The 16,275-nt window shown below is 56.7% G+C and carries 13 protein-coding genes and 1 tRNA gene; all 14 read left to right on the top strand.

What is annotated here, in order from left to right:
* Positions 1 to 427: EF-Tu C-terminal domain-related protein (locus F451_RS0123685; RefSeq protein WP_040880392.1), on the top strand; the 427-nt coding region annotated here is incomplete at its 5' end.
* Positions 428 to 490: 63 nt separating this feature from the next.
* Positions 491 to 566, top strand: a tRNA-Trp gene (locus tag F451_RS0123680).
* Between the two features lie 57 nt (positions 567 to 623).
* On the top strand, positions 624 to 992 hold the full coding sequence (gene secE, locus F451_RS0123675; protein ID WP_026292027.1) for a preprotein translocase subunit SecE: 369 nt from the start codon (positions 624 to 626) through the stop codon (positions 990 to 992).
* Positions 993 to 1,004: 12 nt separating this feature from the next.
* Positions 1,005 to 1,538, top strand: a complete 534-nt coding sequence (gene nusG, locus F451_RS0123670) for a transcription termination/antitermination protein NusG (protein WP_020683907.1) — start codon at positions 1,005 to 1,007, stop codon at positions 1,536 to 1,538.
* Between the two features lie 107 nt (positions 1,539 to 1,645).
* On the top strand, positions 1,646 to 2,080 hold the full coding sequence (gene rplK / locus F451_RS0123665) for a 50S ribosomal protein L11 (protein ID WP_020683906.1): 435 nt from the start codon (positions 1,646 to 1,648) through the stop codon (positions 2,078 to 2,080).
* The gene (gene rplA / locus F451_RS0123660; RefSeq protein ID WP_020683905.1) at positions 2,080 to 2,775 is read left to right on the top strand and encodes a 50S ribosomal protein L1; all 696 of its coding nucleotides are present in this window, start codon (positions 2,080 to 2,082) and stop codon (positions 2,773 to 2,775) included. The genes rplK and rplA overlap by 1 nt, the downstream gene beginning before the upstream one ends.
* 250 nt (positions 2,776 to 3,025) lie before the next feature.
* Entirely contained in the window at positions 3,026 to 3,520 is a 495-nt protein-coding gene (rplJ, locus tag F451_RS0123655) for a 50S ribosomal protein L10 (RefSeq protein ID WP_020683904.1), read from the top strand.
* Positions 3,521 to 3,584: 64 nt separating this feature from the next.
* Positions 3,585 to 3,956, top strand: a complete 372-nt coding sequence (rplL, locus tag F451_RS0123650) for a 50S ribosomal protein L7/L12 (RefSeq protein WP_020683903.1) — start codon at positions 3,585 to 3,587, stop codon at positions 3,954 to 3,956.
* 173 nt (positions 3,957 to 4,129) lie between these two features.
* The gene (rpoB, locus tag F451_RS0123645) at positions 4,130 to 8,230 is read left to right on the top strand and encodes a DNA-directed RNA polymerase subunit beta (protein ID WP_020683902.1); all 4,101 of its coding nucleotides are present in this window, start codon (positions 4,130 to 4,132) and stop codon (positions 8,228 to 8,230) included.
* A gap of 67 nt (positions 8,231 to 8,297) precedes the next feature.
* A complete protein-coding gene (gene rpoC / locus F451_RS0123640; protein WP_020683901.1) occupies positions 8,298 to 12,548 on the top strand; it encodes a DNA-directed RNA polymerase subunit beta' in 4,251 nt (1,416 codons plus the stop codon).
* A 164-nt stretch (positions 12,549 to 12,712) separates the two neighbouring features.
* Positions 12,713 to 13,087, top strand: coding sequence for a 30S ribosomal protein S12 (gene rpsL / locus F451_RS0123635; RefSeq protein WP_020683900.1), 375 nt, complete (start codon positions 12,713 to 12,715; stop codon positions 13,085 to 13,087).
* A 142-nt stretch (positions 13,088 to 13,229) separates the two neighbouring features.
* Positions 13,230 to 13,700, top strand: coding sequence for a 30S ribosomal protein S7 (rpsG, locus tag F451_RS0123630; RefSeq protein WP_020683899.1), 471 nt, complete (start codon positions 13,230 to 13,232; stop codon positions 13,698 to 13,700).
* Positions 13,701 to 13,715: 15 nt separating this feature from the next.
* Positions 13,716 to 15,809 (top strand): elongation factor G, encoded by a 2,094-nt coding sequence (gene fusA / locus F451_RS0123625; protein WP_020683898.1) that lies wholly within the window; start codon positions 13,716 to 13,718, stop codon positions 15,807 to 15,809.
* Positions 15,810 to 15,839: 30 nt separating this feature from the next.
* Positions 15,840 to 16,275 (top strand): GTP-binding protein (locus F451_RS26425; protein WP_020683897.1); only part of this gene is annotated, 436 nt, incomplete at its 3' end.

Raw genomic sequence — 16,275 nt, 5'->3', positions numbered from 1 at the left:
CACCACTTGTACTGGTGTTGAAATGTTCCGCAAGCTGCTGGACGAAGGTCGTGCAGGCGAGAACGTTGGTGCGCTGCTGCGTGGCACCAAGCGTGACGACGTTGAGCGTGGTCAGGTCCTGGCCAAGCCGGGCTCCATCACTCCGCACACCCAGTTCGAAGGCGAAGTCTACGTACTGAGCAAAGAAGAAGGCGGCCGTCACACTCCGTTCTTCAAAGGCTACCGTCCGCAGTTCTACTTCCGTACCACAGACATCACTGGTGCCTGTGAACTGCCGGAAGGTGTTGAGATGGTAATGCCGGGTGACAACGTACAGATGTCTGTTACCCTGATCAACCCGATCGCCATGGAAGAAGGCCTGCGTTTCGCTATTCGCGAAGGCGGCCGTACCGTTGGTGCTGGTGTTGTAGCTAGGATTATCGCCTAATTGTAAATTAGGTGTTGCCAAGTAGTGGGGGTGGGCATATAATGCGCGTCCCTATTACGCAGTAGGCCAGTGGCTCAATTGGCAGAGCAGCGGTCTCCAAAACCGCAGGTTGGGGGTTCGAGTCCCTCCTGGCCTGCCATTTCCAATCGGGAATGGCGTCAAATTAGCGCAAGCTTATCTTAGCTGAGGCTACAAAGTGATCTCTAAAGCAGTCCCTGTAGAATCAAAATTCGATGGCCTTAAGTGGCTTGTCGTTGTCCTGGTCGTAGCGGCGGGTGTGGTTGGGAACTCCATGTTTTCCGATCAGTCACTGTTCTACCGCGTTGTTGCGCTGGTAGTTCTGGCTTTGCTGGCTGGATTTGTAGCGTTAAGTACTGCTAAGGGGAAAGCGTTTTTTAACCTGTTCAAGGAAGCCAAGACCGAGATCCGCAAGGTGGTCTGGCCGACGCGGCAGGAAACCCTGCAGACGACTCTGATGGTCGTTGTGGTGGTGCTGATCGTCGGGCTCCTGTTGTGGGGTCTGGATTCGCTTCTGGGTTGGTTTGTTTCTGGTGTAATCGGTTAAGGGGTTTTTAGTATGGCAATGCGTTGGTATGTCGTCCATGCGTACTCCGGTTACGAGAAGCGTGTAATGAACTCGCTGAAAGAGCGGGTTGAGCTTTACAGCATGCAGGACAAGTTCGGTGACATCCTGGTTCCGACCGAGGAAATCGTCGAAATTCGCGATGGCAAGAAGCGCAAGTCTGAGCGCAAGTTCTATCCGGGCTACGTGCTGGTTCAGATAGACATGGATGACGAAGCGTGGCACCTGGTTAAGGATACGCCGCGTGTATTGGGTTTCATCGGCGGTACCGCCGACAAGCCGGCACCCATCACCGAGAAAGAGGCGCAGGAAATACTGCGTCGCGTCGAGAGTGGTGTCGACAAGCCGCGGCCGAAGACGCTCTTCGAGCCGGGCGAAATGGTACGTGTTGTGGATGGTCCTTTTGCCGACTTTAACGGTGTGGTGGAAGAGGTTAACTACGAGAAGAACAAGCTCCATGTGGCGGTACTGATCTTTGGTCGTTCCACACCTGTTGAGCTGGAATTTGGTCAGGTCGAAAAAGCCTGATTCAACCCTTTGAATTCGGATTGCCCTGGTCATGTTTGCGTGGCCGGGGTTTTCCATTGTCGAGAATGGGGAGCCGCAAGGCGCTTGAACCCTGAAGGAGTAGCTTAATGGCTAAGAAAATTAATGCTTATATCAAGCTGCAGGTAAAAGCTGGTCAGGCTAACCCTAGCCCGCCCGTCGGTCCTGCGCTGGGTCAGCACGGCGTTAACATCATGGAATTCTGCAAGGCGTTCAACGCCGCGACCCAGGGTATCGAGCCCGGTCTGCCGACTCCGGTTGTTATCACTGTATACAGCGACCGCAGCTTCACTTTTATCACCAAGACCCCTCCGGCGTCCATTCTGCTGAAAAAAGCAGCGGGCCTGAAGAGCGGTTCCAGCCGTCCGAACACCGAGAAAGTCGGTAGCGTGACACGTGCACAGCTGGAAGAGATTGCGACCACCAAGATGCCGGACCTGACTGCCGGTGACATGGACGCAGCCGTTCGCACCATCGCGGGTTCTGCTCGCAGCATGGGTCTTGTAGTTGAGGGTGATGAATAATGGCTAATTTGTCCAAGCGCCAGAAAGCAATCCGCGCCAAAGTCGACGCTACCAAGCTGTATGCCATCGACGAAGCTGTGGCTCTGCTGACCGAACTGTCCACCGTGAAGTTCAAAGAATCCGTAGACGTTGCTGTCAACCTGGGTGTTGACCCGCGTAAATCTGACCAGGTTGTACGTGGTTCCACCGTACTGCCGCACGGTACTGGCAAAACTGTACGTGTTGCTGTTTTCGCCCAGGGCGAAAACGCCGAGAAAGCCAAGGCTGCCGGTGCTGACATCGTCGGTTTTGAAGATCTGGCTGAGTCCATCAAGGGCGGCAACCTGGATTTCGGCGTTGTTATCGCAACTCCCGATGCCATGCGTGTTGTTGGTCAGCTGGGTCAGATCCTGGGCCCGCGCGGCCTGATGCCGAACCCGAAGGTCGGCACCGTTACCATGGATGTCGCGTCTGCTGTCAAGAACGCCAAGGCCGGTCAGGTACGTTTCCGTACTGACAAGAACGGTATCATCCATGCGGGCGTCGGTCAGGCTGATTTTGCTGCCGGTTCCGTAAAGGAAAACATTGAAGCACTGATCGCTGACCTGAAGAAGCTGAAACCGGCTTCCTCCAAAGGCGTTTATGTGAAGAAAGTGACCCTGTCCACTACCATGGGCCCGGGTCTGACTATCGATCAGGCTTCCCTGAGCGTTTAAGTCACCCCTTAAAAGGTTTTTTGAGGGTCTTCGTGACCTGGTAACAGATACGAAGGCCGTCAAAGACCGCAGGTGGTGCCTGTTGTGTCAGTGAGCTGTCGATGCAACAGGTGCCTTAATGGTTTTCCGGCCTGCGCAGACGGTGAGATTCAAACCTTGGATCTATAAAACCACCGTGCTCAAGCTGTGTTCTGCATGACGGAACGCAGTTGTTGGTAAACAGTCGAAAGACTCAATCCAGGAGTTTATCGTGGCATTAGGACTAGAAGACAAAAAGGCGATCGTTGCCGATGTCCAGCTAGCTGCTCAGAATGCTCTGTCGGCCGTTGTAGCCGATTCCCGCGGTGTTACCGTTGGGAAAATGACAGAGCTTCGCCAGCTGGCTCGTGACAATGGCGTATGGCTGAAGGTTGTGCGTAACACCCTGGCTCGCCGTGCGATCGAAGGAACTGCTTACGAGTGTCTCGCAGACACTTTTGTTGGCCCGACCATCATTGCATTCTCTAACGAACACCCGGGTGCCGGTGCGCGCATCCTGCGTGAGTTCGCCAAGGGCAATGACAAGTTCGAGCTGAAGGCAGCTGCCTTTGAAGGCAACAAGGTAGACATCGCGATGCTGGCAAGCCTGCCGACATACGATGAAGCCCTTGCCAAGCTGATGAGCTGCATGAAAGAAGCCGCAGCCGGCAAGCTGGTACGTACCATCGCCGCCGTTCGCGACCAGAAAGAACAGGAAGCAGCCTGAGTTTCTCAGCCGCTTTGTTAACCGATTTTACGAGCAATCGCTCCAGATTTTCAGGAACTGAATCATGTCTCTGACTAAAGAAGATATCATCAACGCAATCGCTGAAATGTCTGTAATGGACGTTGTTGAACTGGTTTCCGCTATGGAAGAAAAGTTCGGCGTATCTGCTGCAGCTGCCGTTATGGCTGGCCCGGCTGGCGACGCTGCTGCCGCTGTTGAAGAACAGACTGAATTCGACGTTATTCTGACCGCCGCTGGCGACAAGAAAGTTAACGTCATCAAGGCTGTTCGCGCTGCTACAGGCCTGGGCCTGAAAGAAGCTAAGGAAGTGGTTGATACCGCTCCTTCTACCGTTAAAGACGGCCTGAGCAAGGACGATGCTGAAGCGCTGAAGAAAGCGCTGGAAGAAGCTGGCGCCTCTGTCGAGCTCAAGTAATAGCGTCTATGCATTCAGAGCGGCTTAAAGCTGTTCAAAGTGCTATGGCTGGTGGCGAATCGCCACCGGCCTTTTTCCGTTATTTATAGACAGCAAATAAATAACGGTGATACAGACTGGAAGGTTCCCTTCTGGGCTGGTTCGCAACTTGGTGCACATGCTGGGGAACACTGATGGCTTATTCATATACTGAGAAGAAACGCATCCGTAAGGACTTTGGCAAGCTGCCACAAGTCATGGATGTGCCTTACCTGCTGGCTATCCAGCTCGACTCCTATCGTCGTTTCCTGCAGTTTGGTGGAGACGCGGGCGAGCGTCGCGAAGAAGGTCTGCACGCTGCATTCAATTCCGTATTCCCGATCCAGTCCTATTCCGGCAATGCTGCGCTGGAATACGTGGGCTATCGTCTCGGTGAGCCGGTTTTTGACGTAAAAGAATGCCAGATGCGTGGCGTGACCTATGCCGCACCCTTGCGAGTCAAAGTGCGCCTTGTGATTTATGATCGCGAATCCAGCACCAAAGCGGTCAAGGACATCAAGGAGCAGGAAGTCTACATGGGCGAAATGCCGCTGATGACCGACAACGGCACCTTTGTCGTTAACGGTACTGAGCGTGTTATCGTTTCCCAGTTGCACCGCTCGCCTGGCGTGTTCTTTGATCATGACAAGGGCAAGACCCATTCATCCGGCAAGCTGTTGTACTCCGCGCGTATCATTCCTTACCGCGGTTCCTGGCTGGACTTCGAATTCGATCCCAAGGATAACCTGTTCGTACGTATTGACCGTCGCCGCAAACTGCCCGCGACCGTCCTGCTGCGTGCCCTGGGTTATCAGACAGAAGAAATCCTCGAGATCTTCTTTAATAACACCAACTGGTCACTGACCGACGACAGTATCCGCATGGAGCTGGTGCCGGAACGCCTGCGTGGCGAAACCATGTCGTTCGAGATCAAGGATCCCGAAGGCAATGTGGTCGTTGAAGCCGGTCGTCGCATCACGCCGCGCCACATCAGCAAGATGGCGCAGGCCGGCATGACCGAGCTTGAGGTACCGATGGAGTACCTGGTAGGCAAGGCAATGGCGAAAGACGTCGTTGATCCGGCCACCGGAGAAGTCATCTCCCTGTGCAACGCTGAAATCACCGAAGATCTGGTGAGCAAGATGCGTGCAGTGGGGCTGGATAGCTTCGAGACCCTGTACACCAACGACCTGGATTGCGGTTCGTTCATCTCCGAGACACTGCGTGTCGACAGCACGCGCAGCCAGATCGAAGCACTGGTCGAAATCTACCGCATGATGCGCCCGGGCGAGCCGCCGACCAAAGAGTCTGCCGAGTCCCTGTTCGAGAACCTGTTCTTCACCGACGAGCGCTACGACCTGTCGGGCGTGGGCCGCATGAAGTTCAACCGTCGACTGGGCCGTGACGAAATCACCGGTCCTGGCGTGCTGAGCAAGGAAGACATCCTGGCGGTCATGGAAACCCTGATCGACATCCGCAACGGCAATGGCGTTGTCGATGACATCGATCACCTGGGTAACCGTCGCATCCGCTCCGTGGGCGAGATGGCCGAGAACCAGTTCCGTGTCGGCCTGGTGCGCGTTGAGCGTGCCGTGCGCGAGCGTCTGTCCATGGCAGAGTCCGAGAACCTGATGCCGCAGGATCTGATCAACGCCAAGCCGGTTGCGGCGGCGGTGAAGGAATTCTTCGGTTCCAGCCAGCTGTCCCAGTTCATGGACCAGAACAACCCGCTGTCCGAGATCACGCACAAGCGTCGTGTCTCTGCACTGGGCCCAGGCGGTCTGACCCGTGAGCGCGCCGGCTTTGAAGTCCGCGACGTTCACCCGACCCACTATGGTCGTGTCTGCCCGATCGAGACCCCTGAAGGTCCGAACATCGGTCTGATCAACTCGCTGGCCGTCTATGCCCGAACCAACGATTACGGCTTCCTTGAGACGCCGTACCGTCGCGTCGTGGACTGCGTGGTAACCGATGATATCGATTACCTGTCGGCCATCGAAGAAAACAAGTACGTCATCGCCCAGGCTTCGGCCACGATGGATGCGGACAAGCGCCTGGTCGACGACCTGGTAGCCGTGCGTCACCTGAACGAATTTACCGTTATGGCGCCGGACAAGATCCAGTACATGGACGTATCACCGCGTCAGGTGGTCTCCGTTGCTGCGTCGCTGATCCCGTTCCTCGAGCACGATGACGCCAACCGCGCCCTCATGGGTTCCAACATGCAGCGTCAGGCTGTACCGACCCTGCGCGCCGACAAGCCGCTGGTGGGTACCGGCATGGAGCGCAACGTGGCTGCCGACTCCGGCGTCTGCGTGGTGGCCAGCCGCGGTGGCGAAATCGAGTCGGTGGATGCCGGTCGTATCGTGGTGCGCGTACATGATGACGAAGTTCAGGCGGGTGATGCCGGTGTCGACATCTACAACCTGACCAAGTACACCCGTTCCAACCAGAACACCTGTATTAACCAGCGCCCGATCGTGCGCCCGGGTGATACTGTGCAGCGTGGCGACATCATGGCTGACGGCCCGTCCGTTGACATGGGTGAGCTGGCCCTGGGTCAGAACATGCGCATCGCCTTCATGCCCTGGAACGGTTACAACTTCGAGGACTCCATCCTCATCTCCGAGCGTGTGGTACAGGAAGATCGCTTCACCACCATCCACATTCAGGAACTGACCTGTGTGGCGCGTGACACCAAGCTGGGGCCAGAGGAAATTACTTCCGATATCCCCAACGTCGGCGAATCCGCGCTGGCCAAGCTGGACGATTCCGGCGTGGTGCACATCGGTGCTGAAGTCGGACCTGGCGACATCCTGGTCGGCAAGGTCACCCCCAAGGGTGAAACCCAGCTGACGCCGGAAGAAAAACTGCTGCGTGCAATCTTCGGTGAGAAGGCGTCCGACGTTAAGGACACTTCGCTGCGCGTCAAGACCGGTACCATCGGCAAGGTTATCGATGTTCAGGTCTTTATCCGTGACGGTGTACCCAAGGACGAGCGTGCGCTGTCCATCGAGAAAAGCGAGCTGAACGCGATCCGCAAGGACCTTAACGACGAATTCCGTATCGTCGAGCAGGCCACCTTCGAGCGTCTGGCCAAGGTTATGGTCGGCCTCAAGGCAGACGGCGGTGCCGGTCTTGCCAAGGGCGAGGAAATCACCGAGTCCTTCCTGGGTGCGCTCAAGCACTCCGAGTGGTTCAAGATTCGCGTTTCCGATGAAGCCGTTTCCGAGCAGCTCGAACTGGCGCGCAAGCAGCTGGAAGAGCGTCGCGAGAACCTCGACAAGCGTTTCGAAGACAAGAAGCGCAAGCTGCAGACCGGCGACGATCTGGCACCTGGCGTGCTGAAAATCGTCAAGGTGTACGTCGCTACCAAGCGTCACGTACAGCCGGGCGACAAGATGGCAGGCCGTCACGGTAACAAGGGTGTTATCTCCGTTATCATGCCGGTTGAAGACATGCCGTACGATGAAAACGGCGAGCCGGTCGACATCGTGCTGAACCCGCTGGGCGTACCGTCACGTATGAACGTCGGTCAGGTACTTGAAACCCACATGGGTGCTGCTGCCAAGGGTCTGGGTCGCAAGATCAACGAGATGCTGGAAGTCGAGCGCGCCAAGGCCGAGAAGGTCAAGGAACTGCGTGCCTTCCTGGGCGAGATCTACAACGGTGATCACGGCGCGGGCATTGCCTGCCGTCACGAAGGTCTGGAAGACTTCAGCGATGCCGAGATCCTCGACCTGGCGCACAACCTGAAAGGCGGTGTGCCGATTGCTACACCGGCGTTTGACGGCGCCAAGGAAGTCGAACTCAAGACCCTGCTGCGTCTGGCGGGCCTTGATGAGAGCGGTCAGGTAAGCCTGTTTGACGGTCGCAGCGGCGAGAAATTCGACCGCAAGGTGACCGTAGGTTACATGTACATGCTGAAGCTGAACCACCTGGTAGACGACAAGATGCACGCGCGTTCTACCGGCTCCTACAGCCTCGTTACCCAGCAGCCGCTGGGTGGTAAGGCGCAGTTTGGTGGCCAGCGCTTCGGTGAAATGGAGGTCTGGGCCCTGGAGGCGTACGGCGCTGCGTACACCCTGCAGGAAATGCTCACCGTCAAATCCGATGACGTCAACGGTCGTACCAAGATGTACAAAAACATCGTCGACGGTAACCATCAGATGGAACCGGGTATGCCGGAGTCCTTCAACGTGCTGATCAAGGAGATTCGTTCTCTCGGTATCGATATCGAGCTTGAGAACGATTAACGATTAACACAATCACGTGGCGGGCGCTGCGCGCGCCCGCCCACTACTCCGCGAGGGGCCACCGAACATGAAAGATTTGCTGAATCTGCTGAAGTCCCAGGGACAGTCTGACGAGTTTGACTCGATCAAGATCTCCCTGGCCTCACCGGATATGATCCGCTCCTGGTCATTCGGTGAAGTAAAAAAGCCGGAAACAATCAACTACCGTACCTTCAAGCCTGAGCGCGAAGGCCTTTTCTGCGCCAAGATCTTTGGCCCGGTCAAGGATTATGAGTGCCTGTGCGGCAAGTACAAGCGCATGAAGCACCGCGGTGTGATCTGCGAAAAATGTGGTGTTGAAGTCACGCTGGCGAAGGTTCGCCGTGACCGTATGGGTCACATCGAACTGGCGAGCCCGGTTGCCCACATCTGGTTCCTGAAATCACTGCCGTCCCGTATCGGCCTGATGATGGACATGACACTGCGCGATATCGAGCGCGTGCTGTACTTCGAATCCTTTGTCGTGATCGATCCGGGCATGACCACGCTGGAGCGTGGCCAGCTGATGAACGACGAGCAGTATTTCGAAGCTCTGGAAGAGTTCGGCGACGATTTCGATGCCCGTATGGGTGCCGAAGCCGTGCAGGAACTGCTGTTGTCCATTGACCTGGAAGAAACCATCCAGCAGCTGCGCGAAGAAATTCCGGCGACCAACTCGGAAACCAAGATCAAGAAGCTCTCCAAGCGCCTCAAGCTGATGGAATCCTTCTACAAGTCGGGCAACAACCCGGCCTGGATGATCATGAGCGTGCTGCCTGTGCTGCCGCCGGACCTGCGTCCGCTGGTACCGCTGGATGGCGGCCGTTTCGCGACCTCCGATCTGAACGATCTGTACCGTCGCGTCATCAACCGTAACAACCGTCTGAAGCGTCTGCTGGACCTCAACGCGCCGGATATCATAGTGCGCAACGAGAAGCGCATGCTGCAGGAAGCGGTCGATGCGCTGCTGGACAACGGTCGTCGCGGCCGTGCCATCACCGGCTCCAACAAGCGCCCGCTGAAATCCCTGGCCGACATGATCAAGGGTAAGCAGGGTCGTTTCCGTCAGAACCTGCTCGGTAAGCGTGTCGACTACTCCGGCCGTTCCGTTATCGTGGTCGGTCCGTACCTGCGCCTGCACCAGTGCGGTCTGCCGAAGAAGATGGCGCTGGAGCTGTTCAAGCCGTTCATCTTCTCCAAGCTTGAGCTGCGTGGCTATGCCACCACCATCAAGGCCGCCAAGAAGATGGTCGAGCGCGAAGAGCCGCTGGTCTGGGATATCCTGGACGAGGTTATCCGCGAACATCCGGTACTGCTGAACCGCGCACCGACACTGCACCGTCTGGGTATCCAGGCGTTTGAGCCGGTCCTGATCGAAGGCAAGGCCATCCAGCTGCATCCGCTGGTCTGTGCTGCCTACAACGCCGACTTTGACGGTGACCAGATGGCGGTACACGTACCGCTGACCATCGAGGCACAGCTCGAAGCCCGTGCGCTGATGATGTCCACCAACAACATCCTGTCGCCCGCCAACGGCGAGCCGATCATTGTACCGTCCCAGGACGTGGTACTGGGTCTGTACTGGATGACCCGTGAGCGCGTCAACGCGCTGGGTGAAGGCATGGCCTTCGCGGACATCGAAGAAGTGGCCCGTGCCCATGGCGCCAAGCAGGTCGACCTGCAGGCCCGCGTCAAGGTCCGCATTCACGAAGTCATCAACGACATCGAAGGCAATGTTGAAGAGCGTACAGAAATCAAGGAGACCACTGTTGGTCGTGCCTTGCTGTTCGCCATCGTGCCCAAGGGTCTGCCGTTCTCGCTGGTTAACCAGTCGATGAAGAAGAAGGCGATCTCGCGTCTGCTGAACGAGGCGTACCGTCGCTGCGGTCTGAAAGATACCGTTATCTTTGCCGACCAGCTGATGTACACCGGTTTCCGTCAGGCGACCGTGTCCGGTTCCTCCATCGGCGTGAACGACTTCGTCATTCCGGACGAAAAAGTCCTGATCATCGATGAAGCCGAAGCGGAAGTGAAGGAAATCGAGCGTCAGTTCGCCGACGGTCTTGTGACCCAGGGCGAGAAGTACAACAAGGTTATCGACATCTGGTCCCGTGCCAACGAAGTGCTGGCCAAGCGGATGATGGACAACCTGAAAACCGAGCCGGTTCTGGATGCCGCTGGCGAGATCGTCAAGGATAGCAAGGGCGAAGACCTGATCCAGGAATCGTTCAACTCTGTCTACATGATGGCCGACTCCGGTGCTCGAGGCAGCGCCGCCCAGATCCGTCAGCTGGCGGGTATGCGTGGTCTGATGGCCAAGCCGGACGGTTCCATCATCGAAACGCCGATCACCGCGAACTTCCGTGAAGGTCTGAACGTACTGCAGTACTTCATCTCGACCCACGGCGCGCGTAAGGGTCTGGCGGATACCGCACTGAAAACGGCGAACTCCGGTTACCTGACCCGTCGTCTGGTCGACGTGGCACAGGATCTGGTCATCACCAACGAAGACTGCGGCACCGAAAACGGCCTGCTGCTGACACCGCTGATCGAAGGCGGCGACGTTGTCGTACGTCTGGGTGATCGCGTGCTGGGTCGTGTCGTGGCCAAGGACATCCTGGATCCGACCGGCAAGGACGTACTGATCGATGCCGGTACCCTGATCGACGAAGCCTGGGTACACCGTCTGGAAAATGACGAGCGCTATTCCTCGATCGACGAGATCGTGGTGCGCTCGGCCATTACCTGTGACGAAACCCACGGTATCTGTTCGGCCTGCTACGGTCGCGACCTGGGTCGCGGACACCTGGTTAACCGCGGTGAAGCCATCGGCGTTATCGCGGCCCAGTCCATCGGTGAGCCGGGTACCCAGCTGACCATGCGTACGTTCCACATCGGTGGTGCAGCCTCCAGGGCCGCGGCCGTTGACAGCATTCAGGTCAAGAACGGCGGTGAAGTCCGTCTGCACAACCTGAAGTTCGTTGAACGTCTGGATGGCAAGCTGGTCGCCACATCGCGTTCCGGCGAGCTGGGTGTGACCGACGAGCACGGCCGTGAGCGCGAGCGCTACAAGCTGCCGTACGGTGCCGTGATCAAGGTTCAGGAAGGCGCCAATGTGAATCCGGGCGACATCGTTGCCAACTGGGATCCGCATACGCATCCGATCATCACCGAGGGCGCGGGTCGTCTGCAGTTCCACGGCATGGATGACGGTGTGACCGTCAAGCGCCAGCAGGACGAGCTGACCGGTCTGTCTTCCATTGAAGTACTGGAAGCCAAGGACCGTCCGCAGGCGGGCAAGGACATTCGTCCGATGATCAAGCTGATCAATGCCGACGGCAGCGACATGATGCACCCGGGTACGGATTCTCCGGTTCAGTACCTGCTGCCGCCCAAGGCGATCCTTAACCTGGCTGACGGCGCTGAAGTAGCCGTCGGTGATGTACTGGCACGTATTCCGCAGGAAGGCAGTGTCAACAAGGACATCACCGGTGGTCTGCCGCGCGTTGCCGACCTGTTCGAGGCGCGCAAGCCGAAGGAATCTGCCATTCTGGCGGAAATCTCCGGTGTCATGACATTCGGCAAGGAAACCAAGGGCAAGCGTCGCATCCTGCTGACGCCGGCCGAAGGCGAACCGTTCGAGATCATGATGCAGAAGTGGCGTAACCTGAACGTCTTCGAGGGTGAGCAGGTTGAGACGGGTGAGGTCATCTCCGATGGTCCTTCCAACCCGCACGACATTCTGCGCATTCTCGGCGTTGGTGAGCTGGCCAAGTACATCGTGGCCGAGATCCAGGACGTTTACCGTCTGCAGGGCGTACTGATCAACGACAAGCACATCGAGGTTATTGTTCGCCAGATGTTGCGCAAGGTCGAAATCGTCACCTCCGGCGACTCCACCTTTATTCCGGGTGAGCAGGTCGAGTTCAGCGCCGTGGCAGAAGAAAATGCCGCGCTGGAAGCCGAAGGCAAGATTCCGGCGAAGTTCGAGCGAGTGCTGCTGGGTATTACCAAGGCATCACTGGCTACCGAATCCTTCATCTCCGCGGCCTCCTTCCAGGAGACTACCCGCGTACTGACCGAAGGTGCGGTAACAGGCAAGAAAGACTACCTGCGTGGTCTGAAAGAAAACGTTGTTGTTGGCCGACTGATTCCGGCCGGTACGGGTCTGGCATATCACCGCGAGCGCAAGCGCAAGCGTGCAGCCCAGGTTCAGCCCGGCACAGCGACCGTGAGTGCGGAAGAAGTGCAACAGGCACTGACCGAAGCACTGAACGCTTCGCTGTCGGATTCTGAGTAATTTTTGGTCAGTAATTGACGATTGGGGTCGGAATTGATTAAAATTCCGGCCCCTTTGTGCTGGAACCAGCTGCCGGGCAGGGCGCTTAAGCGCTTTTGCACGGATAATTGGCTCCAGCTTTTTGGTGTTTATCCATTAATACGTGAAAACGTGGAGTTTGCTTAATGGCAACTATCAACCAGCTGGTGCGTGCACCACGCAAACGCGCTGTTGAAAAAAGCGACGTTCCTGCTCTGCAGGCTTGTCCGCAGCGTCGTGGCGTATGTACTCGTGTATACACCACTACACCGAAGAAACCGAACTCAGCGCTGCGTAAAGTTTGCCGTGTGCGTCTGACCAACGGTTTTGAAGTGACATCCTACATCGGTGGTGAAGGCCACAACCTGCAGGAACACTCTGTCGTGCTGATTCGCGGCGGCCGTGTAAAAGACTTGCCGGGTGTGCGTTACCACACTGTACGTGGTGCTCTGGACTGCTCCGGCGTCAACGACCGCAAACAGGGTCGTTCGAAGTACGGTACCAAGCGTCCTAAATCTTAATCGTCGTCATTACGGCGAGGCTTTGTAGCGCAATTGGCTATCGGGCTAGACCGGACACGGTAAGAGTAAGGTCAGGCGAACCCGCATGAGCGGCATATCCTGAGTTAACCTGAAGACCTTTTTTTGAATTGAGGGCTTATCAATGCCTAGAAGACGCGTCGCTGCAAAGCGCGAAATCCTGCCGGATCCTAAGTTCGGTAACAAAACTCTGGCTAAATTCATCAACCACCTGATGGTCAGCGGCAAGAAATCTGTCGCCGAAAAGATCGTTTACGGTGCGCTTGATAAAATCCAGGAACGTACCAAGGCTGACCCGCTGGAAATTTTCGAAAAAGCACTGGAAACCGTCCAGCCGATGGTCGAGGTTAAATCCCGTCGTGTTGGTGGTGCTACCTACCAGGTGCCTGTTGAAGTCCGTCCGTCGCGTCGTAACGCTCTGGCCATGCGCTGGCTGGTAGAGTACTCGCGCAAGCGTGGCGAGAAGTCCATGGCCCTGCGCCTGGCGGGTGAGCTGGTCGATGCTGCTGAAGGTCGTGGTGCCGCTGTTAAGAAACGCGAAGACGTACATCGTATGGCTGAAGCCAACAAAGCTTTCGCTCACTATCGTTTCTAAACTGAGGATAGAGTCGTGGCTCGTAAAACTCCTATCGCACTGTACCGCAACATCGGTATCTGTGCGCACGTAGACGCTGGCAAAACCACCACTACTGAACGCGTACTGTTTTACACCGGTCTGTCACACAAGATTGGTGAAGTACACGACGGCGCGGCCACCATGGACTGGATGGAGCAGGAACAGGAGCGTGGTATCACTATCACCTCCGCTGCGACCACCTGTTTCTGGGGCGGCATGAACCAGCAGTTCGAACCGCACCGCGTTAACATCATCGACACCCCGGGGCACGTTGACTTCACTATCGAAGTAGAACGTTCCCTGCGTGTACTCGACGGTGCCGTGGTTGTACTGTGCGCCTCTTCCGGTGTTCAGCCGCAGACCGAGACTGTTTGGCGTCAGGCTAACAAGTACGAAGTTCCCCGCATGGTATTCGTCAACAAGATGGACCGTGCCGGCGCTGACTTCTACATGGTTGTCGACCAGCTGAAGAAACGTCTGGGTGCTGTTCCTGTGCCGATCAACCTGCCGATCGGTGCTGAAGACGAGTTCAAGGGCGTTGTCGACCTGATTCGCATGAAAGCCATCATGTGGAACGAAGCCGATCAGGGCATGACCTACGAGCTGGAAGACATTCCGGCCGATCTGCAGGCGCGTGCTGAAGAAATGCGCGAGCAGATGATCGAAGCTGCTGCCGAAGCCTCTGATGAGCTGATGGACAAGTACCTCGAAGGTACTGAACTGACCATCGAAGAAATCAAGGCTGGTCTGCGTGCCCGCACCCTGAACAACGAAATCGTCCCGATGCTGGCCGGATCCGCGTTCAAGAACAAGGGTGTTCAGGCCATGCTGGACGCTGTTATCGAATACCTGCCGTCGCCGATCGAAGTTAAGGCGATTGAAGGTACTCTGGATGACAAGGAAGAGTCTACCGGTACCCGCGAAGCGGACGATAGCGCTCCTTTCTCTGCCCTGGCGTTCAAGATTGCGACCGACCCGTTCGTTGGAACCCTGACTTTCGTGCGCGTTTACTCCGGCGTTCTGAACTCCGGCGACAGCGTGTTCAACTCGGTCAAGTCCAAGAAAGAACGTATCGGCCGTATGGTTCAGATGCACGCCAACACCCGTGAAGAAATCAAGGAAGTTTGTGCCGGCGATATCGCTGCCATGATCGGCCTGAAGGACGTTACCACCGGTGACACCCTGTGCGACCTGGATAACCGTATTATCCTCGAGCGCATGGAATTCCCGGAACCGGTAATTTCTGTTGCGGTTGAGCCGAAATCCAAGGCTGACCAGGAAAAAATGGGCATCGCGCTGGGCAAGCTGGCCCAGGAAGATCCCTCTTTCCGCGTTGAAACCGATCAGGAATCCGGCCAGACCATCATCTCTGGCATGGGTGAGCTGCACCTGGATATCCTCGTTGACCGTATGCGTCGCGAGTTCAAGGTTGAAGCGAACATCGGTAAGCCGCAGGTCGCCTACCGCGAGAAAATCCGCAAGACCGTTGAGGCTAACCACAAGTTTGCCCGTCAGTCCGGTGGTCGTGGTCAGTACGGTCACGTCGTTGTTGAGTTCAGCCCGTCTGATGAAGAAGGCCTGGAGTTCGTCAACGAGATCGTGGGTGGATCTATTCCGAAGGAATACATTCCGGCGATCCAGAAGGGTATCGAAGAACAGATGAAGAACGGCGTTATCGCGGGCTACCCGCTGATTGGCCTGAAAGCACGTCTGTACGACGGTTCCTTCCATGAGGTTGACTCCAACGAGATGGCGTTTAAAATCGCAGCTTCTCAAGCGTTGAAAAAATACGCTCAGGAAGCCAGCCCGTGTCTGCTGGAGCCGATGATGAAAGTCGAAGTCGTGACTCCGGAAGACTACATGGGCGACGTGATGGGTGACCTTAACCGTCGTCGCGGTCTCGTTCAGGGTATGGACGACACCACCGGTGGCAAGGTTATTCGCGCTCAGGTGCCGTTGGGCGAAATGTTCGGTTATGCAACCGATCTGCGTTCGGCAACCCAGGGTCGTGCGACCTACTCCATGGAGTTTGATGACTACGCTGAAGCGCCTGCAAACATTGCAGAAGCGGTTATCAACCAGAAATAATTACGCCTAATTGATCAAGAGGTATTCGTTATGGGTAAGCAAGCATTTGAACGTAACAAGCCGCACGTTAACGTCGGCACCATCGGTCACGTCGACCACGGTAAAACCACTCTGACAGCTGCGCTGACGCGTGTTTGTTCTGAAGTATGGGGCGGCGCAGCCGTTGCCTTCGACGGTATCGACAATGCTCCTGAAGAGCGTGAGCGCGGTATCACCATCGCGACTTCTCACGTTGAGTACGAGTCTCCGACCCGTCACTACGCGCATGTTGACTGCCCGGGACACGCCGACTACGTCAAGAACATGATCACCGGTGCTGCTCAGATGGACGGCGCTATCCTGGTATGTGGCGCAACTGACGGCCCGATGCCGCAGACTCGCGAGCACATCCTGCTGTCCCGTCAGGTTGGTGTTCCGTACATCGTTGTCTTCCTGAACAAGGCTGACCTGCTGGCTGAAGATTGCG

Source organism: Marinobacterium rhizophilum DSM 18822 (genome assembly GCF_000378045.1).
Classification (GTDB): Bacteria; Pseudomonadota; Gammaproteobacteria; order Pseudomonadales; family Balneatricaceae; genus Marinobacterium_A; species Marinobacterium_A rhizophilum.
Note: the sequence above shows the minus strand (reverse complement) of the source record. Positions and strands in the feature narration are given on the sequence as shown.

Excerpts from the sequence above, each read along its gene's own strand:
- nusG (WP_020683907.1), top strand. The coding sequence starts at position 1,005 with ATGGCAATGCGTTGGTATGTCGTCCATGCGTACTCCGGTTACGAGAAG.
- rplK (WP_020683906.1), top strand. The coding sequence starts at position 1,646 with ATGGCTAAGAAAATTAATGCTTATATCAAGCTGCAGGTAAAAGCTGGT.
- rplA (WP_020683905.1), top strand. The coding sequence starts at position 2,080 with ATGGCTAATTTGTCCAAGCGCCAGAAAGCAATCCGCGCCAAAGTCGAC.
- rplL (WP_020683903.1), top strand. The coding sequence starts at position 3,585 with ATGTCTCTGACTAAAGAAGATATCATCAACGCAATCGCTGAAATGTCT.
- rpoB (WP_020683902.1), top strand. The coding sequence starts at position 4,130 with ATGGCTTATTCATATACTGAGAAGAAACGCATCCGTAAGGACTTTGGC.
- rpoC (WP_020683901.1), top strand. The coding sequence starts at position 8,298 with ATGAAAGATTTGCTGAATCTGCTGAAGTCCCAGGGACAGTCTGACGAG.
- rpsL (WP_020683900.1), top strand. The coding sequence starts at position 12,713 with ATGGCAACTATCAACCAGCTGGTGCGTGCACCACGCAAACGCGCTGTT.
- rpsG (WP_020683899.1), top strand. The coding sequence starts at position 13,230 with ATGCCTAGAAGACGCGTCGCTGCAAAGCGCGAAATCCTGCCGGATCCT.